The following is a 22,622-nucleotide window of genomic DNA, read 5'->3' as shown; positions in this document are numbered from 1 at the left end:
GGCCGCGCCGGAAAGCTGACCGACGCGCCGTCCCGCCCGGTGCCCGGGACATGAGGCCACTCTAGCCGATGCGTTCGATTTCCGCCAGTTCCGCCCCGGGCTTTCAGGGGGATCTTCTTGGGGACGCGCCCGAAACGGGGCAGCCCGAAGGCGATTCCACGGCAAATTCCGCAGATTTCCCGGCGAAGCCGCAGCAGCACGGGCCCGACCGCCGCGTCGCCGTGCTGCTGCCGCTGCCCTTGCGCGAGGCCTACGACTACCGCGTGCCCGACGGAATGACGCTGGTTCCCGGCGATTTCGTTGAGGTGCCGCTGGGGCCGCGCCGGCTGATCGGCGTGGTCTGGGGTCCCGGCGCCGGGACGGTGGAGTCCGGCCGGCTGAAGGCGGTGGTGCGCCGGTTCGATGTGCCGCCGATGACCGAGGTCGGCCGCCGCTTCGTCGAATGGGTCGCCGCCTACACCATGACGCCTCCGGGCTTCGTCCTGCGCATGGCGGTCAGCGTGCCGTCGGCGCTGGAGCCGCCCAAGCCGATGCTGGCCTATCTGCGCAAGCCGGATGCGGAACCGCCGCCCGGCTTCAAGATGACCGACCCGCGCAAGCGCATCCTGGCGCTGCTGACGGATGGGCCGCCGCGGACACCGGCGGAACTGGCCGAGGAGGCCGGCTGCGGCGTGACGGTGGTGCGCGGGCTGGCCGAGGCCGGGCTGCTCGACCCGGTGATGCTGCAACCGACGCGGCTCGGCCGACCGGACTGGCGCCGGCCCGGACCGACCCTGTCGGCGAACCAGCAGGGGGCCGCCGACGATCTGCGCGAGCGGGTGATCTCCGGGAGCTATTCCACCGTCCTGCTCGACGGCGTCACCGGATCGGGCAAGACGGAGGTCTACTACGAGGCGATCTCCGCGGCACTGGAACAGGGCAAACAGGCGCTGGTGCTGCTGCCGGAGATTGCGCTGTCGGCCCAGTGGCTCGACCGCTTCGCCCGCCGCTTCGGCGCTCCGCCGGCGGAATGGCATTCGGAGCTGACCGGGGCGCAGCGCCGCGACACCTGGCGCGCGGTGTCGAAGGGCGAGGTGCCGGTGGTGGTGGGTGCCCGCTCGGCGCTGTTCCTGCCTTATCCCGACCTGGGCGTCATCATCGTCGATGAGGAGCACGACTCCGCCTACAAGCAGGAGGAGGGGGCGATCTACCATGCCCGCGACATGGCGGTGGCGCGGGCGCATCTCGGCGGGCTGCCCATCGTGCTTGTGTCGGCCACGCCGTCGCTGGAGACCAAGGTCAATGCCGACAGCCACCGTTATGCCCGGATCGAGCTGCCGTCCCGCCATGGCGGCGCCGTGCTGCCCGACGTGGAACTGGTCGATCTGCGGCGCGACCGTCCTCCGGCCCGGCACTGGCTGGCGCCCAGCCTGCGCAAGGCGCTGACCGACACGCTGGCCGGCGGCGAACAGGCGATGCTGTTCCTGAACCGCCGCGGCTATGCCCCGCTGACCCTGTGCCGCGCCTGCGGCCACCGCATGCAGTGCCCGAACTGCACGGCGTGGCTGGTGGAGCACCGGCTCGCCCGCAAGCTGCAATGCCACCATTGCGGTTTGCAGCAGCCCTTGCCCCATGCCTGCCCGGACTGCGGCGAGGAAGGGACGATGGCCGCCTGCGGTCCGGGGGTGGAGCGCATCGCCGAGGAGGTGGCGGAGCTGTTCCCCGACGCCCGCGCCGCCATCATGGCGTCCGACACCCTGCACGGCCCGCGCGCCATCCAGGAGATGGTGGAAAGCATCGGCCGGCACGAGCTGGACATCATCATCGGCACCCAGGTGATGGCCAAGGGCCACCATTTCCCGATGCTGACGCTGGTCGGGGTGGTCGATGCCGATCTGGGGCTGAACGGCGGCGACCTGCGGGCGGCGGAGCGCACCTATCAGCTGCTGCATCAGGTGGCGGGACGTGCCGGGCGCGGCGAGCGGCCGGGCCGGGTGATGCTGCAGACCTTCATGCCCGAACATCCGGTGATGCAGGCGCTGGCCGCCGGCGACCGCGACGGCTTCTATCAGTTGGAGGCGGAGATGCGGCTGGAGGCCGGCATGCCGCCCTTCGGCCGGCTGGCGGCGCTGATCGTGTCGGGTGAGGATCCGACGCTGGTGGAGCGGGTGGCGATGGCGCTGGGCCGCGCGGCACCGCGCAGCGACACCGTCCATATATTGGGGCCGGCCCCGGCGCCGCTGGCGCTGCTGCGCGGGCGGCACCGCCGCCGCCTGCTGATGAAGGCGCCGCGCAGCACCCAGGTTCAGCCGCTGATCGCGGAGTGGCTGGACCGGGTGGAGATCCCGCCGGCCATCCGCGTGCAGATCGATGTCGATCCCTACAGCTTTCTTTAGGTGCGGTTAATGCGATCGGACCAGGCTGCGGCGAATTGACACGATGCGGTCCCGCGGGCGATCCGGCATGGCACCTGTGACGTTTGGCCCGTTGCACAGCGCGGGGCATGGTATTACCACGACAGGGATGGTTCCGAATCCAAACATCCCTGCCGGGATGAAACCCGCGGAGCCAAACGTCACAGGGACAGGTTCGGGCTGATGGTCGGCATGCTCTCCAAGCTTCGTCTGCGCGTTCAGCGGCAAACCCTGCTGACCGTGCTGCCGGTTCTTCTGCTGCTGGTGGTCATCGCGTTCGCCGCCGGCGCCCCGGCCCGCACCCGCGGCACCGATGCCGAGGCGCTGACGATGATCGACCGTGCCCAGCAGCTGCTGGAGCGGATCGGTCCGGACGCGGCGGCCGAAGCGTTTGCCGGCCATGATAGCGCTTTCACCGACCGCGACCTCTACCCGATGCTGCTGGACGACAAGGGGGTGATGGTCGCCCATGGCTGGACCGCGACGCTGAACGGGTCGAACTTGAACGAACTGCACGACATCGAGGGTAAGCCCTTCATCCGCGAGGCGTTGGACGGGGTGGCGCGCGACGGACGGACCGACGTCACCTATCGATGGATCGATCCGCTGACGGGCCATGTCGCGCGCAAGACGATGCATGCCCGCCGTCTGGTGCTGAACGGCAAGCCATATATGCTGGCGGTCGGCGTCTATCGCTGAGGTGCCGTGTATCGTTGAGGTGTTTGTGAAACCGGTGCGGCGGGTTGCCGCACGTCACTTTTTTACATGGTGAAATTTCGGGGCGGCCGCCGGTCCAGGCCTGAAGCGGGTCAGAAAGCCCGCGGGCGGCGCGGGCGCCAGATCGACAGGCAGTCCGCGGCGCTGTCGCCGGCGCCGATGCCGTACCAGCCCGACCGGTCGTGGAAGGACAGGCTGTAGCGGCCCTTGGCGTCGCGTTCGAAGCGGAAGACGGGGCGGTCCACCTCGGGCAGCAGCACCAGAAGCCGGTCGTGATCGCGTCCCGACTCGCGCAGCACACCGACCCAATGACCGTCGCGAATCTTCGGTTCGGCCACGGCGGCGAAGGCATCCATATCGTCCGGGGTAAAGCGGGCGCGGCAGAACTGGATGACGGTCGCCCCGCGCTCTTCCCCGCGGGAGCCGGCGCCGGCGGCGGTGTCCGCGTCGGCAGTCGCAACGGTGTCGGTCGTCGGCAGGATGGTCATCGCGGATAAGGTCCTTGGTCGCCTGGAGCGGCTGCGGCGGGGCAAAGTGACGGGAAACCAAGGTCGGATCGCCCACCCGCGCGGTTCCGGCCGACCGTGGATCAGATTGGTTAACCTTGAATTAAACAGGCAATAGGGCCACATCGAAGTCACAGCCGGTATGACCAGTCGAGAGCGACTCGAGTCATTGGCGAACGCAGTTGCGACCAATGATTCCGCAGTTGCTCAAAACGCCGCAGCCAAATTGTCCAGACCCCGTTGCGTGGGCGCGATTCCTGTGATATTGGACCGCTCGCTTTCGCGGCCGGGGTGTTTGTGCCTCGGGTTGACACCCTATAAGGCCGCCGAATTCACCGTCTACCGAACTCAATTCGAGGGATCAGGTGGCATCCGAAGGAACAGGCGTATCCGAACTCGCCGCGCGTTACTCCATCGCGCTGTTCGAGCTTGCGGACGAAAACCAGGCGTTGGACACGGTCGCGAGCGATCTGACCACGCTGAAGCAGATCCTGGCCGAGAGCGCTGACCTCCGTCGCCTCGTCCGCAGCCCCGTCATCAGCCGCGCCGACCAGGGCAAGGCCATGGCCGCTGTCCTGGACAGCGCCGGCGTGTCCGATCTGACCAAGCGCTTCATCGGGCTGGTGGCGGCCAACCGCCGCCTGTTCTCGATCGACGGCATGATCGAAGGCTTCCTGGCCGAACTGGCCCGGCGCCGCGGCGAGGTCACGGCGCAGGTCACCTCGGCCCAGCCGCTGAGCGATGCCCAGCGCAACGCCGTCATCGACGCGCTCAAGGCGTCCATCGGTTCCAAGGTGCTGGTGAACACCTCCGTCGATCCGGAGTTGATCGGCGGCATGATCGTTAAGTTCGGCTCGCGCATGGTCGATACCTCGGTGCGAACGAAGCTGAACAAATTGCAACTCGCCATGAAGGCCTCAGGGGGATCAGTCTGATGGATATCCGCGCCGCAGAAATCTCTGCGATCCTCAAGCAGCAGATCGCGAATTTCGGGACCGAGGCGGATGTCGCCGAGGTTGGTCAGGTCCTGTCGGTGGGTGACGGCGTCGCCCGCGTGCACGGCCTGGACAACGTCCGCGCCGGCGAAATGGTCGAGTTCCCGGGTGGCCTGCAGGGCATGGCGCTGAACCTCGAGACCGACAATGTCGGTATCGTGATCTTCGGCGACGACCGCGGCATCAAGGAAGGCGACACCGTCAAGCGCACCGGCACCATCGTCGACGTTCCGGTCGGCCGTGGCCTGCTGGGCCGCGTCGTGGACGGCCTGGGCAATCCGATCGACGGCAAGGGCCCGCTGGTCGACGTGACCCGCACCCGCGTGGAAGTGAAGGCCCCCGGCATCATCCCGCGCAAGTCGGTGCACGAGCCGATGCAGACCGGCCTGAAGGCCGTCGACAGCCTGGTTCCGATCGGGCGCGGCCAGCGCGAGCTGATCATCGGTGACCGTCAGACCGGCAAGACCGCCGTCGTCATCGACACCTTCCTGAACCAGAAGCCGATCAACCAGGGCGACGACGAGAGCAAGAAGCTCTACTGCATCTACGTCGCCGTCGGCCAGAAGCGCTCCACCGTCGCCCAGATCGTCAAGACCCTGGAAGACGCCGGCGCCATGGAATACTCCATCGTCGTCGCCGCCACCGCGTCGGAGCCGGCTCCGCTGCAGTTCCTGGCGCCGTACACCGGCTGCACGATGGGCGAGTATTTCCGCGACAACGGCATGCACGCCCTGATCGTGTACGACGATCTGTCCAAGCAGGCCGTCGCCTACCGTCAGATGTCGCTGCTGCTCCGCCGTCCGCCGGGCCGCGAAGCCTATCCGGGCGACGTGTTCTACCTCCACAGCCGCCTGCTGGAGCGCGCCGCCAAGATGGGCGACGCCCACGGCAACGGCTCGCTGACCGCCCTGCCGGTCATCGAAACCCAGGCCGGCGACGTGTCCGCCTACATCCCGACCAACGTGATTTCGATCACCGACGGTCAGATCTTCCTGGAAACCGGCCTGTTCTACAAGGGCATCCGCCCTGCCATCAACGTCGGTCTGTCGGTGAGCCGCGTCGGCTCCGCCGCCCAGATCAAGGCGATGAAGCAGGTCGCCGGCACCATCAAGATGGAACTCGCGCAGTACCGCGAGATGGCCGCCTTCGCCCAGTTCGCCTCGGACCTCGACGCCTCGACCCAGCGCCTGCTGGCCCGTGGCGCCCGTCTGACCGAGCTGCTGAAGCAGGGGCAGTTCCAGCCGCTTCCGGTTGAAGAGCAGGTCGTGTCGATCTTCGCCGGCGTGAAGGGCTACCTGGACGCCATCAAGGTCGAGGACGTCAACCGCTTCGAGGCCAAGTTCCTGTCGGAAATCCGCGCCAAGGGCGCCGATATCCTGGCGGCGATCCGCACCGACAAGCAGATCACCTCGGCGACCGAAGAGAAGCTGAAGGCTTTCCTCGACGGCTTCGCCAAGGTCTTCGCCTGACCGACCGCGCGTGGGGGCGGGAAACCGCCCCCCACCGTCTTAAAGACGGTCACGGAACGACCTCGAGCGGAATTGAAGGGCCGGCATGCCTAACCTCAAGGACCTAAAGAACCGGATCGCGAGCGTCCAGTCGACGCGCAAGATCACCTCGGCCATGAAGATGGTTGCGGCTTCCAAGCTGCGCCGCGCCCAGGAGCAGGCGGAAGCCAGCGGTCCCTACGCGGAGCGTATGGGCCGGATGCTGTCGTCCCTGGCCGCCAACGTGCAGGACAGCGGCAACGGGCCGAAGCTGATGACCGGGACGGGCGCCGACAAGGTGCATCTGCTGGTCGTCATCAGCTCCGACCGTGGTCTGTGCGGCGCCTTCAACGGCTCCATCGTCCGCGAGGCCAAGCGCCAGATCACGCGCCTGCAGGGCGAGGGCAAGACCGTCAAGGTGCTGACCGTCGGCCGCAAGGGCCGCGACCAGCTGAAGCGCGACTTCGCCTCGCTGATCGTCGAGAGCTACGAGGATGTCGGCCGCCGCCGGCTCGGCTTCAGCGACGCCGACATGGTGGCGACGAAGGTGCTGGCGATGTTCGACGCCGGCGAGTTCGACGTCTGCTCCGTCGTCTTCAACAAGTTCAAGTCGGCGATCTCCCAGATCGTCACGGTTCAGCAGCTCATTCCGTTCGCCGTCCCCGGCGAGGCGGTCGCGGCCACCGACGAGGTGAAGCCGCTCTATGAGTTCGAGCCGGACGAGGAGCAGATCCTCGCCGAACTGCTGCCGCGCAACCTGTCCATCCAGATCTACCGCGCCCTCCTGGAGAGCGCCGCGTCCGAGCAGGGCGCCCGGATGACCGCGATGGACAACGCGACGCGCAACGCCGGCGACATGATCAACAAGCTGACGATCACCTACAACCGGACGCGCCAGGCCTACATCACCAAGGAGCTGATCGAGATCATCTCCGGTGCCGAGGCCCTGTAACGGCGGCATCCGACCCGTAGGGTCAAGCCCATTTGCGCCGGCGACGGCATACCGACACTTACCGAGTTCCTAGGGAGCTTTACTCCATGGCCACCACCAATTCTGTCGGCAAGATCACGCAGGTCACGGGCGCTGTCGTGGACGTGCAGTTCAGCGGCGACCTGCCGGCGATCCTGAACGCCCTGCACACCCAGAACGACGGCAAGACCCTCGTTCTGGAAGTGGCGCAGCACCTGGGCGAGAGCACGGTCCGCACCATCGCCATGGACAGCACCGACGGTCTGGTGCGTGGCTCGGAAGTGACGGACACCGGCAACCCGATCGCCGTGCCGGTCGGTCCGGAGACGCTCGGCCGCATCATCAACGTCATCGGCGAGCCGATCGACGAGCGCGGCGCCGTCAACGCCGCCCGCACCCTGCCGATCCACCGTCAGGCCCCGGACTTCGTCGACCAGTCGACGGACGCCGAAGTGCTGATCACCGGCATCAAGGTCATCGATCTGCTGGCCCCCTACGCCAAGGGCGGCAAGATCGGCCTGTTCGGTGGCGCCGGCGTCGGCAAGACCGTGACGATCATGGAGCTGATCAACAACGTCGCCAAGGCGCACGGCGGTGTGTCGGTGTTCGCCGGCGTGGGTGAGCGTACCCGCGAGGGCAACGACCTCTACCACGAGATGATCGAGTCGGGCGTCATCAAGCTCGACGGCCCGGGCTCCAAGGTGGCCCTGGTGTACGGCCAGATGAACGAGCCGCCGGGCGCCCGCGCCCGCGTCGCGCTGAGCGGCCTGACGCTCGCGGAATATTTCCGCGACGAGGAAGGCCAGGACGTGCTGTTCTTCGTGGACAACATCTTCCGCTTCACGCAGGCCGGTTCGGAAGTGTCGGCTCTGCTGGGCCGCATCCCGTCGGCGGTGGGCTATCAGCCGACGCTGGGCACCGACATGGGCGCCCTGCAGGAGCGCATCACCTCGACGAAGAAGGGCTCGATCACCTCGGTGCAGGCCATTTACGTGCCCGCCGACGATCTGACCGACCCGGCCCCGGCCGCCTCCTTCGCCCACCTGGACGCCACCACGGTGCTGTCGCGCTCGATCGCCGAAATGGCCATCTTCCCGGCCGTGGACCCGCTCGACTCGACCAGCCGCATCCTCGACCCGCGCGTCGTCGGTGAGGAGCACTACGGCGTCGCCCGTTCGGTGCAGAAGGTTCTGCAGACCTACAAGTCCCTGCAGGACATCATCGCCATCCTGGGCATGGACGAGCTGTCGGAAGAGGACAAGCTGGTCGTCGCCCGCGCCCGCAAGATCCAGCGCTTCCTGTCGCAGCCGTTCCACGTCGCCGAGGTGTTCACCGGCACCCCGGGCGTGCTGGTCCCGCTCGAGGAGACCATCAAGGGCTTCAAGGGCATCGTGAACGGCGACTACGATCACCTGCCGGAGGCCGCCTTCTACATGGTCGGCACCATCGACGAGGCGATCGCCAAGGCCAAGAAGCTGGCCGCCGCCTGATCCCACACCAGGGATTGCGGCATTCCGACCCGGCCCCATCGGCCTTGTGAAGAGGCGTGAGACGGCCGGGCGGAAATCGACATCAGCACACCCCCTCCCTCCGTCAGCGGGGGAGGGGGTTCCTATGAAGAGGCACCAGGAAACCCATGGCCGATAAAGTCGAATTCGAGCTGGTCTCGCCGGAAAAGCTGCTGAAGTCGCAGCCCGTGGACATGGTCGTGGTGCCGGGTTCGGAAGGCGATTTCGGCGTCCTCGCCGGTCATTCGCCGATGATCTCGACCGTGCGTCCGGGTGTCATCGACGTCTATGAAGGCGACCGCATCGTCGACCGCGTCTTCGTCGCCGGCGGCTTCGCCGAGGTCACCGAAGCCCGCTGCACCGTCCTGGCCGAGGAAGCGGTTGCGCTGACCGATCTGGACCGCGCCGCGGTCGAGAAGCAGATCAAGGACCTGTCCGAGGATCTGGACGACAGCAAGTCCGACGCCGAGCGGGCCGCCGCCGAGTCCAAGCTGGCCGTCGCGCGTGCCAAGCTGGACGCGCTGAGCCAGGGCTCCGCTCACTGAGCGGCAGCGGCCGTCGGCCTGCATTGGGGCGAACGGCATACATCTCTTCGACGGAACGGGCGGCTTGGGCTTCCAGGCCGCCCGTTTTCCGTTGCGACTTGGTTGCATCGCGGCGAAGACCGATTACATTCGAAGGCCTGAACCGTGAACCCCGCCGCATCCGACGGCAAAAGACGGGGACACGGGAGACAGACCCTTTCCCGGAACGAACCTTTCCCGATATGAACCGGCCGCCACGGCAGGGCGGCCCAAAACGAGGCGGTAGAGCGGATCATGGCGCGTGCGCATTGGCGGATCGACGAGCTTCCCTGGGACCGTTTCGATGCCAGCAAGATCGATCCGGACCTGCTTCCGCTGATCAAGGCGGCGGCGCTGGTGGAGTTCAACGCCGACGACTACACCGCCTATCTGTGCAACGTCTTCAGCGACGATCCTGAGTTCCAGGAGGCCGCCCACGCCTGGTCGGTCGAGGAGGTCCAGCATGGCGAGGCGCTGGGCCGCTGGGCCGAGCTGGTTGACCCGACCTTCGACTTCCGGGCGGCGGTCGAGCGCTTCCGCGCCGGCTATCGCGTGCCGATCGACCTCGACGCCTCGGTCCGTGGTTCGCGCACCGGCGAGATGATCGCCCGCTGCATGGTGGAGACCGGCACCAGCTCCTATTACGCCGCCATCGGCGATTCGACCGACGAGCCGGTGTTGAAGGAGATCTGCCGCAACATCGCCGCCGACGAGTTGCGCCACTACAAGATCTTCTACACCTACGCCAAGAAGTATCTGGACCGCGAAGGGCTGAACAAGGTCCAGCGGCTGAAGGTGGCGCTGTCGCGCATCGGTGAGTCGGAGGACGACGAACTGGCCTATGCCTATTACGCGGCCAACGCGCCGGCCGACGCCGTCTACGAGCACAAGCTCTACAACGCCGCCTACAAGCGCCGGGCGTTCGGCCGCTATCGCCGCAAGCATGTCGACCGTGCCATCGCCATGGTGTTCAAGGCCTGCGGGTTGAAGCCGCACACCCGCCTTTGCAGCGTTGCCTCCCGCGGGGCCTGGTGGTTCATCGACCGTCAGGCGCGGAAGCTGGCGGCGCAGGCCGTCTGATCCCTCGGGAAAGCTGGCGGCGCCGCCCTCTTTGGAGTAGCCATTGCGGCGCCAACCACCCAAAGAGGGTTCCGGAGACATGAAGCTCTATTACAAGCCGGGCGCCTGTTCCTTGTCGCCGCACATCGTCCTGCGCGAAGCGGGACTGCCCTTCGAACTGGTCAAGGTCGATCTCGTGACCAAGACGCTGGCCGACGGCAGCGATTTTCGCGCGGTGAACCCGAAGGGGCAGGTGCCCACCCTGGCGCTCGATGAGGGCGGCATCCTGACCGAGGGTGCGGTGATCGTGCAGTACATCGCCGACAAGGCGCCGGCCAGCGGCCTGATCCCGGCGGCCGGCACGATGGAGCGCTACCGCGTGCAGGAACTGCTGAACTTCATCGGGTCGGAACTGCACAAGGGTGTCGTCCCGCTCTTCCCGATGTTGAACGACGTGGTGTCCGACACCCACCGCCAATTTGCAACCAAGGTCCTGAGCGGCAAGCTGGCGGTGCTGAACCAGCAGTTGGAGGGCAAAGCCTACCTGACCGGCGACAGCTTCACCGTCGCCGACGCCTATGCCTACACGGTGCTGAGCTGGCTGCCGCGCATCAAGTTCGACCTGTCGCCCTTCCCGAACCTTACGGCCTTCGCCGAACGCGTCGCCGCCCGTCCGGCGGTGCAGGCGGCGCACGCTGCCGAAGCCCAGGGCTGAACGCCGGCTGGCCTGGATGAGGACCGGATGAAAAAAGGCCCCGTCTCGCTGGAGACGGGGCCTTTTCCTTGTGGGCGCGCTGTCGGGGTCAGGCGGCGTTGGGCTTGCGCCGCATCGGGGTGTTGCCGCCGGGGGTGCCGGCCGCACGCGACGCCTGCTTGCCGCTGCCGCTGCCATGGCTGTTGCCATGCGACACGGCGTGCGGGGCCGGGCGGCGGTCGTGGCGGGTCTGGTCGTTGCGGGCGGCGTCCGGACGCGGGGCGCCGGCCGGCTTGCCGGCCTTCTGCGGCGCCTTGGCGGGCTGCTGGGCAGCCTTGGGCGCCGCCTTCGGCGCGGCGGGGCGGGCCTGCTGCTGGTTGCGGTTGTTCTGGTTGCGATTGCTGCCCGGCGCCTTGGGGCGGGGCGGCGGCTTGGACGACGCGTGGATCTGCGCCACCTCCACCGCATGGTAGGGATGGGTGGTGTCGGCCGGGATTGGCTGGCGGATCGTCTTCTCGATGTCCTTCAGATAGCCGACCTCTTCATGGTCGCAGAAGGACACCGCGCTGCCGTCGGTGCCGGCGCGCGCGGTCCGGCCGATGCGGTGTACGTAGCTTTCCGGCTCGTTCGGCAGGTCGAAGTTGATGACGTGGCTGATGCCGTCGATGTCGATGCCGCGCGCGGCGATGTCGGTCGCCACCAGCGCCCGCAGCTCGCCGTTGCGGAAGCTTTCCAGCGCGCGGACGCGGGCAGACTGCGACTTGTCGCCGTGGATGGCGTCGGCGGTGATGCCGGCCTTCTTCAGATGGTCGGCGATGCGGTCGGCGCCGTGCTTGGTGCGGGCGAAGACGATGGTGCGGGCCATCGCCGAATCTTCCAGCAGATCGGCCAGCAGGCGGCGCTTGTCGGCGCGGTCGACGAACAGGACGCGCTGGTTGATGCGCTCCACCGTGGTCGACTGCGGCGTCACCTCGATGCGCTCGGCATCGGTCAGGATGCTGTTGGCGAGGTCCACCACGGCGTCGGGCATGGTGGCGGAGAACAGCAGGGTCTGCCGGTCTTTCGGCAGCACCGCGACCACCTTCCGCACGTCGCGGATGAAGCCCATGTCGAGCATGCGGTCGGCCTCGTCGAGGACGAAGAACTCGATGGTGCCGAGATTGACGTGGTTCTGCGCCATCAGGTCGAGCAGGCGGCCGGGGGTGGCGATCAGCACCTCGACGCCGCGGGCGATGGCGGAGACCTGCGGGCTCTGGCCGACGCCGCCGTGGATGACGGTGCGGCGGATCGGCAGATGGCGGCCATAGGTGGTGAAGCTGTCGCCGATCTGAAGCGCCAGTTCGCGCGTCGGCGTCAGGATCAGCACGCGGGGCGACTTGGCGGCCACGCGCTTCTTGTTCTGGAACAGCCGCTGCAGGATCGGCAACGTGAAGGCTGCGGTCTTGCCGGTGCCGGTCTGGGCGAGGCCGAGCACGTCGCGGCCGGCCAGCAGCAGCGGGATGGCGCCGGCCTGGATCGGCGTGGCCGTGGAGTAGCCTTCCTCGGCGACGGCGCGCAGAAGAGGCTCGATCAGGCCGAGGCCGGAAAATTCGGTCATGGAAGCGATGGTCCTGGTCACCAGAATGGGGGCCGCGCCAGGAGGGAGCGGCCGGGCTTGCGCGCTCCGCGGCGGGTTGGCGCGGAGCCGTCGGGCGGCGGGCGATCAGGCGCGCGCAAGTCCTGCGCGGCGCCGGGCGCCGTCCGACCCCGGACAGATAGGGCCGATGGCTTGATTTGGCAAGCAAACTCGGCGCGCGGCAGGGGTGCGCCGTGCCGGTTCGTCTGAACAGGCGGAGGCTTGGCGGCAGGAAAGGGGCGCGAACCGGCTATGCTCTCTTGCGGCATATGGTCGCGCCCCGATGCCTGCGGACGCTTACGGCTTCTTGATGACGCCGCAGGCGAGGCGGTCGCCGGAATTGCCGGCCGGCTGGCTGAGGTAATCGTCGGGCTGGGCGTGGACGATGATCGAGGTGCCGCCCTGCTTGAACAGGCCGTCGGCTCCGTCGGTCAGGGTTACCATGTGGGTGATCGCCTCGAACCCGGCCTTGCCGGCCTCGTTGGCCCAGATGTTGGGCAGCTCGCCGTAATGCATATGCTCGGCCTCAAGCCCGTGCTTGGCGCCCTGGGCGGCGAAATGGCCGCCGGCCGCCTTGAAATCGGGGGTGCAGGCGCCGTTTTCGTGGATGTGGATGCCGTGCCAGCCCGGCGAGAGTCCTTCCAGCTGGCCATGCACCAGGATGCCGTGCGGGAACTTGGTGAAGGTGACGGTGCCCAGCGGCTTGCCCTGCGCGTCGGCGACGGCGGCCTGGGCGGCGGGAGCAGGGGCTGGGGCGGACTGCTGGGCCAGTGCCGGAGCGGCGGCCAGCGACAGGCCGGCGAACAGCAGGGCCGGGGCGAGGGACAGGGTGCGGGGCATTCTGGTGGGTCCTCCGTCTTGAGTGTTGGCCTGTTGGCCGGCGCGCCTGGACGGCCGGCGGGTGACGACTTTACGCCGCTGCGAAACCGCTCTGGGATTGCGAACGGTTTTCAGTATGATGGGGGCATCGGCAAGCAAAGACCAGGGTTGGGGTTATGACGTCGCGTCTGGAAGCGTTGTGCATGGAAAAGGGCCTGAAGATGACCGGCCAGCGTCGTGTCATTTCACAGGTGTTGTCGGAGGCGGACGACCACCCCGACGTCGAGGAGGTGCATCGCCGCGCCGTGCAGATCGACCCGCGCATCTCCATCGCCACCGTCTACCGCACCATGCGGCTGCTGGAGGACGCGCAGGTGATCGAGCGCGTCGACCTGGGCGACGGCCGCGCCCGCTATGAAGAGGCGACGGCGGACCACCACCATCACCTGATCGACACCCGCACCGGCCGGATCATCGAATTCGCCAGCCCGGAGCTGGAGGCGATGAAGGAGCGGATTGCCCACGAGCTTGGCTACAGGATCGTCGGCCACCGGCTTGAAATCTACGGGGTGCCGCTGGACGACGCGGCCGACGGCGCCCGGGATGAGGAGGAGCGTCCATGACCGATCCCCGTTTCCCCGAGGCCGACCAGCCCATCGCCGAGGCCATCGCCTGCCGGAATGCGGTACAGCGCTGCTACTCCGGCCTGTGCCGCTGCGGCCAGCCGGAGCGCTATGCGCTGGAGGCGGCGGTGACCGTCTACCGCTACCACCATCCGGAGATTCCGCCGGCCCAGGCGGAGACCATCGTCAGCCATTGGGTGGCGGGTCCGGTCCGGCATTGAGGTTCCCGGCGGCAAGACAGTCTCCGGCGGATGGTTTTATGAAAATAGTCCTTGATCACCACCGCATAAAATCCTAAAACCAACCCTGTCAAGGCGACGGGTCCGCCCCCGGACCTTACGCCCGACAGCACCAGAGCTCCCCCCTCGCTTCGGTCCGAAAAGGGCCGGCCGGACACTCTCAAGTCCGGCCGGCCCTTTTTGTTTTCGCGTTTCGCCCGCGGCCGGCGCTGCGTCCTGCACGCACCCCCGACAACCGGATGGCGGAACGAATCCCCCCGCCATGCTCCCCGCGGGATCCGCAGGAACGCGAAAGGAAATCATACCCATGTCGACCAGCATCGCCCAGGCATTCGTCAAGCAGTTCGAGCGCGAGGTCCATGAGGCTTACCAGCGCATGGGCTCCAAGCTGCGCAACACGGTGCGCGGCAAGAACAATGTGCAGGGCGCTTCCACCGTCTTCCAGAAGGTCGGCAAGGGCGCCGCCGCCACCAAGTCGCGCCACGGCGCTGTTCCGGTGATGAACCTGGACCACACGCCGGTGGAGTGCGCGCTGTACGACTTCTATGCCGGCGACTGGGTCGACCGGCTGGACGAGCTGAAGACCAACATCGACGAGCGGCAGATCATCGCCAATGCCGGCGCCTATGCGCTGGGCCGCAAGACCGACGAGCTGCTGATCGCCGAGCTGAACAGGTCCGTCAACTATGCCGGCAGCGCCACCGACGGGCTGACCAAGGCCAAGATCCTGACGGCCTTCGAGATGATGGGCGAGGCCGACGTGCCGGACGACGGCCAGCGCTATGCCGTCGTCGGCTGGAAGCAGTGGAGCCAGCTGCTGGGGATCGAGGAGTTCGCCAGCGCCGACTATGTCGGTTCCGACGAGCTGCCTTGGCGCGGCACCCAGGCCAAGCGCTGGCTCGGCACGCTGTGGCTGCCGCATTCCGGCCTGACGCTGAGCGGCAACGTCCGGCTCTGCCACTGGTACCACAAGACGGCGGTCGGCCATGCGGCGGGTGCCGACGTGAAGACCGACATCACCTGGCACGGCGACCGTGCGGCGCATTTCGTCAACAACATGATGAGCCAGGGCGCCGCACTGATCGACACCAGCGGCGTGGTCACCCTGCGCTGCCTGGAGAGCTGAACGGAGGAGGGTGAGCTGCCCTCCCGTCCGCATCCCCCACACAAAATCCGGAGTTTTCGATCCATGGCCTATGCGTCCAAGGATTTGAGCGTGCTCGCCTATGCGAACGGCTTCACGCTCTGGCACTACACCACCCATGACGTGGCGACCGACGTCGACACCGCCGGCTATTTCAACGGGGCGGCCGATCTGTTGCGGGTGGGCGACATGCTGCTGGCGAACTGCGCGGTCGGCAGCGCCACCCCCGCCACCGGCGTGCTGGTGGTGGCGGCCAGCGCCAACGGGGCCGTCGATGTCGCCAACCTGACGCCGTTCGGTAGCGTCAACAGCGACTGATCCACCGAAGGGAAGGGCGCCGTACCGACGGCGCCTTCCGCTCGCCTCCCGCTTCACGTCCGCTACCCGGAGACATGTCCCATGTCCCTGACCGCCATCGGCCTGTGCGGCCGTGCGCTGATCAAGCTCGGCGCCACCGCCATCGCTTCCTTCGAAGACGGCTCAGCCGAGGCGGAGGTGGCCGCCGCGCTTTACGGGCCGACGCGCGATGCACTGCTGTCGGCCAACGCCTGGAGCTTCGCCAACGTGCAGGCCACGCTGCCGCGGCTGGCCGAGCCGCCTGTCGCCGATTATGCCAATGCCTTCCAGCTGCCGGCCGGCTTCCTGCGGGCGCTGGGAGCGGGGGGCGGGGGGCGGGGGCGCGGCCTGTCCTACCGCATCGTCGGACGCACGCTGCTGTGCGATGCCGGCACCGTCACCCTGTCCTACATCGGCCGCCCGGCGGAGGAGGAGTTTCCCGCCTTCTTCGATCAGGCGCTGATCGCCCGGCTGGCTGCCGAGTTCTGCCTGCCGCTGACCGAAAGCTCGACGCGGGCGGAACTGCTGGCCCAGCAGGCCGAGAGCGAATTCCGCCGCGCCCGCCAGATCGACGCCCAGCAGGACAGCCAGCCCGGCTTCGAGGACTTCACCCTGATCGACGCGAGATCCTGACGGGGAGGGCGTGATGGGACGGCTGCATCAGGTCAAGACCAACTTCACCGCCGGCGAGGTGTCGCGCCGCCTGCTGGGGCGCGGCGACCTCAAGGCCTACGACAACGGTGCGCTGGCTTTGCGCAACCTGTTCATCGACCCGACCGGCGGGGTGACGCGGCGGTCGGGGCTCGCCTTCACCGCGCTGGCGCGTGGCGACGGGCGGCTGGTGGCGTTCGAGCGCAATGCCGAGCAGACCTATCTGCTGGTCTTCACCGACCGCTGGATCGACGTGTTCCAGGGCGGCACCCGGTTGGCGTCGGTCGCCGCCCCCTGGACGTTGACGCAACTGGCGCAGATCACCTGGACGCAGAGCGCCGACACGCTGCTGGTCTGCCATCCCGATTTGCCGCCGCGCAAGCTGACGCGCAGCGACGATGGCGGGTGGACGCTGTCGGACTGGATCTTCGCGGTCGAGGGCGAACTGGTGCGCATCCCCTTCCACCGCTTCGGCGATCCGGCGGTGACGCTGACGCCGTCTGGCACCACTGGGGCGATCACGGTCACCGCGTCGGCTCCCGTCTTCGATCCGCGCCATGACGGCACCCGGATCCGCATCAAGGGCAGGCAGTTGCTGGTGACCGGCGTGGTGTCGGCGACGCAGGTGAACGCCACGGTGAAGGAGACGCTGGCCGACACCCAGCCGACGACGGCTTGGGAGGAACAGGCTTTCTCTGCCTATCGCGGCTGGCCGGTGTCGGCGGCCTTCCATCAGGACCGGCTGGTGATCGGCGGGTCGCGCGACCTGCCCAACCGGCTGTGGCTGTCGCGCTCCGCCCAGATCTGGAACTTCGATCTGGGCGAGGGGCTGGACGATCAGGCCATCGAGTTCGGCATCCTGTCCGATCAGGTCAATGCGGTGCGCGCCGTCTTCTCCGGCCGGCATCTGCAGATCTTCACCTCGGGCGCCGAGTATATGGTGACCGGCGACCCGCTGACCCCGCAGAGCATGCAGGTCAACCGGCAGACGCGCATCGGCTCGCCGATGGACCGCGCCATCCCGCCGCGCGACGTGGAGGGGGCGACGCTGTTCGTGCCGCGCAACCGGCGCGAAATCCGCGAGTTCCTCTACACCGACACCGAGGCGGCCTACCAGGCGAACGACTTGGCATTGCTGGCCCGCCATCTGATGGCCGGCCCGCGCGACCAGGATTACGACCAGAACCGCCGGCTGCTGTTCGTCGCGATGGAGGACGGCACGCTGGGGGCGCTGACCGCCTACCGAGCGGAGGATGTCACCGCCTGGACCCTGCTGGAGACCGACGGGGCTGTGCGCTCCGTCGCCGCGGTGGGGGACGAGGTCTACACGCTGGTGGAGCGGCGGGGCGTGTGGACCGTCGAGCGGTTCGACGACGGGCTGAACCTCGACACCGCCATCACGGCGGAGCGGGGTGAGGCAACCGCCGTCTGGGGCGGGCTGGCGCATCTGGAGGGACGGACGGTCGCCGTCGTCGCCGACGGGGTGATCCGCAACCCCGCCACCGTCCAGGCCGGCAGCGTCACGCTCGACCCGCCGGCGCGCAAAATCGAGATCGGACTGCCCTACACCCACCGGATCGAGCCGTTGCCGCCCAACCTGCTGGGGCAGGCGGCCGGGGCCGACATCGTCCGGCTGGTCGCCGTCACCTTCCGGTTGGAGGAGACAGCGGCACTGCGCGTCGATCTGGGACGCGGGTTGCAGGAACTTCCGCTTCACCGGCTGGGGCCGCAACCGGCCGGCGGGGTGCCGCCGCGGGTGTCGGGCGACCGGCGGCTACGGGCGCTCGGCTGGCGCCACGACACCGATGTCCCGCTATGGCGCATCGAACAGGATGCGCCGCTGCCTTTCACGCTGCTTTCCGTGACCATGGAACTGAAGGTGAATGACTGATGGGTGGAATCACTCCCCTCGTGACCACGGCGCTGCCGCTGGCGAACTCCGTCATCGGCACCGTGCGCAATGCCGGCGCCGCATCGTCCAGCGCCGCCACGCAACAGGCCGCCGCCCAGCAGGCCGCGGCCGAACTCGAATACAAGCGCCAGCAGGATGCGGCGCAGGCCGCAGCCGCGCAGGCGGCGCTGGAACAGAAATATCGCGAGGAAGCGGCAGCGGCCGAGCGCAGCGCCCAGGCGGCAGCGACTTCCCGCCAGCAGCAGGCCCAGCTGGAGGCCGAGGCGCAGGCCCGCCAATGGGCGCATGACGCCGAGTTGCGTCAACAGGAACAGGAGCTTCAGCGCCAGAAGGACGAAACTGCGGCGGCCGCGGCGGCGGCGGCGCGGGCCAAGGAGATGGACGATTTCCGCGGAGCACAGGAGCAGACGCTGGCTCAGCTGCGCGCCGGCCAGGACGAGACCGTCCGCGCCAGGGAGACCGATGCGCAGACCCAGCTCGCCCAACTGACCGCCGCGGCGGATGCCGCGGAACAGCGGCGGCTGGCCGCCTTGCGCCAGGCTGTCAGCAAGACCCGCGCCGGGTTGGGTGCGCGGGGAGTCACCGCCCAGGACGGGTCGGGCGAGGCGATCCTGCTGGGTCTGACCAACTCCAGCGAAACCGAGCGCAAGGATGCCCAGGCGACCGATCAGCTGAAACGCGCCGCCATCCAGCAGGGGCTGGACGATGCCAAGCGCCGCAACCTGCTGGAGTTGTCGCAACTCGCCGACCGTCAGCGACTGGAATACATGAGCAAGTTCTTTTGAGGAACGGCTCCATCCTCCGGAGACCCCCCGATGTCCACGCCGCTTCTCATCCCGCGCGGAACCCCGCGCGTCCAGTATCTCGCAGACGGCATGCAGCGGGTCTTTACCTACCCGTTTCCGATCTTTGCCAGCGAGGATCTCCAGGTCTTCCTGGGTGCGGCGCTCCAGAGCACCGGCTATGCGGTCAGCGGATCCGGTACGACCGCGGGCGGCGCGGTGACTTTCGCCGCCGCACCGGCCGAGGGGACCGTCGTGCTGCTGCGCCGGCGCCTGCCCATCGAACGGCGCAGCGATTTCGGCGAGAGCGGGCCGCTGCCGGCCGCCGCCCTCAACGGCGAGCTGGACCGGCTGACGGCCATGCTCCAGCAGGTGGCGGGCGATCAGGAGTTGATGCTGCGCTATGGCGACAGCGACCTGCCGGCCTCCCCCCTGCTGCCGGAGCGGGCCTTGCGCCGGGGCAAGCTGCTGGCCTTCGACAGCGCCGGCAACCCGACAATCCGCCCGCCGGTGGACGAGGAGGCGCTGGCGACCTATGTGCCGCCGGGGGCCGGGGCCACCGCCCGGCCGGTGCGCGACAAGCTGGCCGATCTCGTGTCGGTGAAGGATTTCGGCGCGGCAGGCGACGGGCTGGTCGACGACACGCTGGCCTTGCAGGCGGCGCTGACCTCCGCCCGTGCCGTGTTCGTGCCGCCGGGCAGCTACCGCATCGCCAACACGCTGACGCTCGGCCATGGCCAGACGCTGTATGGGGCGGGGCAGGCGTCGGTGATCCGGGGGGCGTCGAACGGATTCGACCTGATCCATCTGCCGGACGGCTACGCCACCCTGTCGGGCCTGCGGCTGGAGCAGGGCAAGGCGGGGGTACGGCTGTTCGGACGCGACGGCGCTTGCGTGCAGAACAGCCTGACCGACCTGACGCTGTGGGAGCCGGAGGTGGGGCTGGTCTTCGACGGCCACACCGATCCGAACCTGCCCTGCTATTGGAACAACATCGCCCGCGTGCTGGTGGCGCGGCCGTCGCGCCATGGGGTGTGGCTGACGCGGACGGGGGCGGGCGATACGCCGAACGCCAACCGCTTCCAGGCCGTGCGGGTCTATTCGCTGTCGGCGCCGATGAGCGGCTGCGGCTTCTTCGTCGAGCAGGGGCGGTTCAACAACGCCTTCTTCGACTGCGAGGCCAATCTGTGGCCCGAGGCGGAAGCCTGTTTCCGTGTCGGTGCCGTCACCGACAAGACGCTGATCGTGAATTTCTACGCCGAATCGCTGGGCGCCCTGCCGAACCTGCAACTGGATGCCGGATCGGTGGAGACGGCGGTCGTCAACCTGTTCTCCGCCGCCGCCGGGCCGGCGATCCTCGACCGGTCGGGTGGGCGCTATACGGCGGTCAATGCTGGCTATCCGGAGAAGAACCGGCTCCAGCGCAGCCGCATCACCGAGCTGGTGGTGGAGGCCCTGCGCTACGACACCGAGTATGTCGAGCCGGCCGGGGGCGGGGTGATGGCGCTGGACCTGACCAGTTCGGTCTATCTGGCCAGCGCCTATGCCGGGGCGGTGGAGTTGCGGCTCCCCAAGGCCGAGGACGCCAACGGCCATGCGGTGACGATCAAGCGCACCGATGCGTCGACCAACCCGCTCACAGTGACCGAGACCGGCGGGCCGGGGCCGGACGGGCGGGTGCTGTCGCTGGGCAACCGGTACGACTTCGTGACGCTGGTGTCGAACGGGGCCGGCTGGTGGATCGTCGCCGGCAACAGCCCGCCCGGCAACGCCCGCTATCACGAGGCTCCCGGCCTGTTCGAGCCGGACCTGAACCAGCAGCTCTATCTGGTCAGCGCCTGGAACGGGGCGGTGGAGGTGCGGCTGCCGACGCCCTCGGCCCTGCATGCGGTCGGCCGCACGGTCACCATCAAGAAGTCCGACACCGGCGGCAACCGCGTCACCGTCACCCAGGCCGGCGGCGGCGGGCCGGACAGCGAGGCCATCGCGCTGACCGCGCAGGGCCATGCGGTGACGGCGATGTCGAACGGTGCCGGCTGGCACATCCTGGGGCGGAATCCATGAAGGAAAAGGACGACGACGGTTTCCGCGCCTTCGTCCAGGGCTGGAACGCCATGGTGGAGCTGAAGACCCCCGCCCACCATGCGCGGATGGCTGGCTGGTTGGAGGATCATATGGCCGGGCAGAGCCGGCGCATGCTGCTGATGGCCTTCCGCGGGTCGGGCAAATCGACGCTGGTCGGGCTGTTCGCGGCCTGGCTGCTGCTGCGCGATCCCAACCGGCGGCTGCTGGTGCTGGCCGCCGACCTGAAGCTGGCGATGAAGATGGTGCGCAACGTCAAGCGCATCCTGGAACGCCATCCCGATTGCAGCCACCTGAAGCCGCCCTCATCGGTGCGGGATCAGTGGGCGGCCGACCGCTTCACCGTGGTGCGGCCGATGGAACTGCGCGACCCGTCGATGGCGGCGGCCGGCATCGGCGGCAACATCACCGGCAGCCGTGCCGACGTGGTGATCTGCGACGACGTGGAGGTGCCGCGCAACGCCGACACCGCGGTGAAGCGCGCGGCCCTGCGCGAACGGCTGTCGGAGCTGGAGTATGTGCTGGTGCCGGGCGGGGCGCAGCTCTATGTCGGCACGCCGCATGCGCAGGACAGCCTCTATGCCGGGGAGAGCGACGACGGCGGTCCGCCCTTCCTGGACGGGTTCGAGCGGCTGGTCCTGCCGGTCTACACCGAGGATGCCGAAGGCAACCGCAGCTACGCCTGGAAGGAGCGCTTCGGCGAGGCGCATGTCGCCCGCATCCGCAAATCGACCGGTCCCAACAAATTCACCAGCCAGATGCTGCTGCGTCCGGTCAGCGTCACCGACGGGGTGCTGAATGTCGAAAAGCTCGGCCGCTACGACGCGGAGCTGGAGTATCGCGAGGCGCTGGGGCGCGCGGTGCTGACGCTGGACGGGGTGAAGATGGTCTCCGCCACCTGCTGGTGGGATCCGGCCTTCGCCCGGCCGGCGGGGGAGGGGGACGGCAGGTCCAAAGGCGGCGACGGCAGCGTGGTCGCCGCCGTCTTCGCCGGGGAGAATGAGCACTTCTACCTGCACCGGGTGCTGTATCTGTCCGTCGATCCCAGGGCGGAGGAGACGGAGGCCGACCAGCAATGCATGCAGGTCTCCCGCTTCCTGGCCGACAACCATCTGCCGGCGGTCCACATCGAGATCAACGGTCTCGGCCGTTTCCTGCCCGGACTGCTGCGCAAGCGGCTGCGCGACGACCGGCTGGCCGCAGGCGTGGTCGAGCAGAACAGCCGGACGCCCAAGGCGCAGCGCATCATCAAGGCCTTCGACGCCCTGCTGGCCGACCGCCGCCTGCTGGCCCACCGGCAGGTCTGGCAAACACCGCTGATCCGCGAAATGCGCGACTGGCGCCCGGATGGCCGCTATCGCGGGCCCGACGACGGGCTGGACGCGGTGGCCGGCTGCCTGGGCGCCGAACCGTACCGCTTCGACCGCAGCACCACCCCGCCCGAGCGCCGCGCCGACTGGCGCGGTGCGGGCGCCGTGGTGGCCCCTGCGGACTGGGAGCTTTGAGTCGTTTCCACACCCACATGAA

General features: G+C 68.3%; 21 protein-coding genes. 18 read left to right on the top strand and 3 right to left on the bottom strand.

The window, feature by feature from the left end; translation table 11 throughout:
- Positions 1-68 precede the first annotated feature (68 nt).
- Together VH569_RS02460 and VH569_RS02455 are read left to right on the top strand one after the other, a co-directional pair.
- A complete protein-coding gene (locus VH569_RS02460; RefSeq protein ID WP_423313749.1) occupies positions 69-2,375 on the top strand; it encodes a primosomal protein N' in 2,307 nt (768 codons plus the stop codon).
- A gap of 210 nt (positions 2,376-2,585) precedes the next feature.
- Complete coding sequence (locus tag VH569_RS02455) at positions 2,586-3,092, top strand: cache domain-containing protein (RefSeq protein ID WP_423313747.1); 507 nt, start codon at positions 2,586-2,588, stop codon at positions 3,090-3,092.
- A 110-nt stretch (positions 3,093-3,202) separates the two neighbouring features.
- On the opposite strand, the gene VH569_RS02450 is transcribed toward VH569_RS02455, so the two are convergent.
- Positions 3,203-3,598: a hypothetical protein gene (locus VH569_RS02450; protein ID WP_098739057.1), complete on the bottom strand. Its 396-nt coding sequence runs from the start codon at positions 3,596-3,598 to the stop codon at positions 3,203-3,205.
- Between the two features lie 383 nt (positions 3,599-3,981).
- Here VH569_RS02450 and VH569_RS02445 point away from each other — a divergent pair, with 383 nt between their 5' ends.
- The 7 genes from VH569_RS02445 (at position 3,982) to gstA (ending at position 10,913) form a co-directional block, all read left to right on the top strand.
- On the top strand, positions 3,982-4,551 hold the full coding sequence (locus tag VH569_RS02445; protein WP_098739058.1) for a F0F1 ATP synthase subunit delta: 570 nt from the start codon (positions 3,982-3,984) through the stop codon (positions 4,549-4,551).
- Entirely contained in the window at positions 4,551-6,080 is a 1,530-nt protein-coding gene (gene atpA, locus VH569_RS02440) for a F0F1 ATP synthase subunit alpha (protein WP_098739059.1), read from the top strand. Before VH569_RS02445 ends, atpA begins: the two co-directional genes overlap by 1 nt.
- Positions 6,081-6,165: 85 nt before the next feature.
- Entirely contained in the window at positions 6,166-7,050 is an 885-nt protein-coding gene (locus VH569_RS02435; protein WP_423313744.1) for a F0F1 ATP synthase subunit gamma, read from the top strand.
- An 86-nt stretch (positions 7,051-7,136) separates the two neighbouring features.
- Positions 7,137-8,558, top strand: a complete 1,422-nt coding sequence (atpD, locus tag VH569_RS02430) for a F0F1 ATP synthase subunit beta (protein WP_098739061.1) — start codon at positions 7,137-7,139, stop codon at positions 8,556-8,558.
- A gap of 146 nt (positions 8,559-8,704) precedes the next feature.
- Positions 8,705-9,121, top strand: coding sequence for a F0F1 ATP synthase subunit epsilon (locus tag VH569_RS02425; protein ID WP_109048033.1), 417 nt, complete (start codon positions 8,705-8,707; stop codon positions 9,119-9,121).
- A gap of 273 nt (positions 9,122-9,394) precedes the next feature.
- Complete coding sequence (locus VH569_RS02420) at positions 9,395-10,219, top strand: acyl-ACP desaturase (protein ID WP_423313741.1); 825 nt, start codon at positions 9,395-9,397, stop codon at positions 10,217-10,219.
- Positions 10,220-10,298: 79 nt separating this feature from the next.
- Entirely contained in the window at positions 10,299-10,913 is a 615-nt protein-coding gene (gene gstA / locus VH569_RS02415; protein WP_423313739.1) for a glutathione transferase GstA, read from the top strand.
- Positions 10,914-11,001: 88 nt separating this feature from the next.
- Here the strand turns inward: gstA and VH569_RS02410 are convergent, their stop codons facing one another.
- Entirely contained in the window at positions 11,002-12,489 is a 1,488-nt protein-coding gene (locus VH569_RS02410) for a DEAD/DEAH box helicase (protein WP_423313737.1), read from the bottom strand.
- Between the two features lie 315 nt (positions 12,490-12,804).
- Complete coding sequence (locus VH569_RS02405; protein WP_423313735.1) at positions 12,805-13,347, bottom strand: superoxide dismutase family protein; 543 nt, start codon at positions 13,345-13,347, stop codon at positions 12,805-12,807.
- Between the two features lie 155 nt (positions 13,348-13,502).
- Between VH569_RS02405 and VH569_RS02400 the strand changes: the two genes are divergently transcribed.
- The 9 genes from VH569_RS02400 (at position 13,503) to terL (ending at position 22,600) form a co-directional block, all read left to right on the top strand.
- Positions 13,503-13,949: a Fur family transcriptional regulator gene (locus VH569_RS02400; protein WP_423313733.1), complete on the top strand. Its 447-nt coding sequence runs from the start codon at positions 13,503-13,505 to the stop codon at positions 13,947-13,949.
- On the top strand, positions 13,946-14,170 hold the full coding sequence (locus VH569_RS02395; protein WP_098739068.1) for a hypothetical protein: 225 nt from the start codon (positions 13,946-13,948) through the stop codon (positions 14,168-14,170). Before VH569_RS02400 ends, VH569_RS02395 begins: the two co-directional genes overlap by 4 nt.
- A 325-nt stretch (positions 14,171-14,495) precedes the next feature.
- The gene (locus VH569_RS02390) at positions 14,496-15,314 is read left to right on the top strand and encodes a phage capsid protein (protein WP_174471114.1); all 819 of its coding nucleotides are present in this window, start codon (positions 14,496-14,498) and stop codon (positions 15,312-15,314) included.
- A gap of 63 nt (positions 15,315-15,377) precedes the next feature.
- Entirely contained in the window at positions 15,378-15,650 is a 273-nt protein-coding gene (locus tag VH569_RS02385) for a hypothetical protein (RefSeq protein ID WP_377808636.1), read from the top strand.
- A gap of 81 nt (positions 15,651-15,731) precedes the next feature.
- A complete protein-coding gene (locus VH569_RS02380) occupies positions 15,732-16,301 on the top strand; it encodes a hypothetical protein (protein ID WP_423313730.1) in 570 nt (189 codons plus the stop codon).
- 13 nt (positions 16,302-16,314) lie between these two features.
- Positions 16,315-18,210, top strand: a complete 1,896-nt coding sequence (locus VH569_RS02375; RefSeq protein ID WP_423313728.1) for a hypothetical protein — start codon at positions 16,315-16,317, stop codon at positions 18,208-18,210.
- On the top strand, positions 18,210-19,016 hold the full coding sequence (locus VH569_RS02370; RefSeq protein WP_423313726.1) for a hypothetical protein: 807 nt from the start codon (positions 18,210-18,212) through the stop codon (positions 19,014-19,016). The genes VH569_RS02375 and VH569_RS02370 overlap by 1 nt, the downstream gene beginning before the upstream one ends.
- Positions 19,017-19,046: 30 nt before the next feature.
- Positions 19,047-21,077 carry a glycosyl hydrolase family 28-related protein gene (locus VH569_RS02365; RefSeq protein WP_423313724.1) on the top strand — a complete coding sequence of 677 codons (2,031 nt, stop codon included), beginning with the start codon at positions 19,047-19,049 and terminating at the stop codon, positions 21,075-21,077.
- Positions 21,074-22,600, top strand: coding sequence for a phage terminase large subunit (gene terL, locus VH569_RS02360; protein WP_423313722.1), 1,527 nt, complete (start codon positions 21,074-21,076; stop codon positions 22,598-22,600). The genes VH569_RS02365 and terL overlap by 4 nt, the downstream gene beginning before the upstream one ends.
- Positions 22,601-22,622 lie beyond the last annotated feature (22 nt).

The organism is Azospirillum sp. 11R-A (assembly GCF_049472615.1).
Lineage (GTDB): Bacteria > Pseudomonadota > Alphaproteobacteria > Azospirillales > Azospirillaceae > Azospirillum > Azospirillum palustre.
This window is presented reverse-complemented; position numbering and strand designations above follow the sequence as displayed.

What these genes read in the sequence shown, in the direction of transcription:
- VH569_RS02460 (WP_423313749.1), top strand. Translation starts at nt 69, where the DNA reads ATGCGTTCGATTTCCGCCAGTTCCGCCCCGGGCTTTCAGGGGGATCTT.
- VH569_RS02455 (WP_423313747.1), top strand. Translation starts at nt 2,586, where the DNA reads ATGCTCTCCAAGCTTCGTCTGCGCGTTCAGCGGCAAACCCTGCTGACC.
- VH569_RS02450 (WP_098739057.1), bottom strand. Translation starts at nt 3,598, where the DNA reads ATGACCATCCTGCCGACGACCGACACCGTTGCGACTGCCGACGCGGAC.
- atpA (WP_098739059.1), top strand. Translation starts at nt 4,551, where the DNA reads ATGGATATCCGCGCCGCAGAAATCTCTGCGATCCTCAAGCAGCAGATC.
- VH569_RS02435 (WP_423313744.1), top strand. Translation starts at nt 6,166, where the DNA reads ATGCCTAACCTCAAGGACCTAAAGAACCGGATCGCGAGCGTCCAGTCG.
- atpD (WP_098739061.1), top strand. Translation starts at nt 7,137, where the DNA reads ATGGCCACCACCAATTCTGTCGGCAAGATCACGCAGGTCACGGGCGCT.
- VH569_RS02425 (WP_109048033.1), top strand. Translation starts at nt 8,705, where the DNA reads ATGGCCGATAAAGTCGAATTCGAGCTGGTCTCGCCGGAAAAGCTGCTG.
- VH569_RS02420 (WP_423313741.1), top strand. Translation starts at nt 9,395, where the DNA reads ATGGCGCGTGCGCATTGGCGGATCGACGAGCTTCCCTGGGACCGTTTC.
- gstA (WP_423313739.1), top strand. Translation starts at nt 10,299, where the DNA reads ATGAAGCTCTATTACAAGCCGGGCGCCTGTTCCTTGTCGCCGCACATC.
- VH569_RS02410 (WP_423313737.1), bottom strand. Translation starts at nt 12,489, where the DNA reads ATGACCGAATTTTCCGGCCTCGGCCTGATCGAGCCTCTTCTGCGCGCC.
- VH569_RS02405 (WP_423313735.1), bottom strand. Translation starts at nt 13,347, where the DNA reads ATGCCCCGCACCCTGTCCCTCGCCCCGGCCCTGCTGTTCGCCGGCCTG.
- VH569_RS02400 (WP_423313733.1), top strand. Translation starts at nt 13,503, where the DNA reads ATGACGTCGCGTCTGGAAGCGTTGTGCATGGAAAAGGGCCTGAAGATG.
- VH569_RS02395 (WP_098739068.1), top strand. Translation starts at nt 13,946, where the DNA reads ATGACCGATCCCCGTTTCCCCGAGGCCGACCAGCCCATCGCCGAGGCC.
- VH569_RS02390 (WP_174471114.1), top strand. Translation starts at nt 14,496, where the DNA reads ATGTCGACCAGCATCGCCCAGGCATTCGTCAAGCAGTTCGAGCGCGAG.
- VH569_RS02385 (WP_377808636.1), top strand. Translation starts at nt 15,378, where the DNA reads ATGGCCTATGCGTCCAAGGATTTGAGCGTGCTCGCCTATGCGAACGGC.
- VH569_RS02380 (WP_423313730.1), top strand. Translation starts at nt 15,732, where the DNA reads ATGTCCCTGACCGCCATCGGCCTGTGCGGCCGTGCGCTGATCAAGCTC.
- VH569_RS02375 (WP_423313728.1), top strand. Translation starts at nt 16,315, where the DNA reads ATGGGACGGCTGCATCAGGTCAAGACCAACTTCACCGCCGGCGAGGTG.
- VH569_RS02370 (WP_423313726.1), top strand. Translation starts at nt 18,210, where the DNA reads ATGGGTGGAATCACTCCCCTCGTGACCACGGCGCTGCCGCTGGCGAAC.
- VH569_RS02365 (WP_423313724.1), top strand. Translation starts at nt 19,047, where the DNA reads ATGTCCACGCCGCTTCTCATCCCGCGCGGAACCCCGCGCGTCCAGTAT.
- terL (WP_423313722.1), top strand. Translation starts at nt 21,074, where the DNA reads ATGAAGGAAAAGGACGACGACGGTTTCCGCGCCTTCGTCCAGGGCTGG.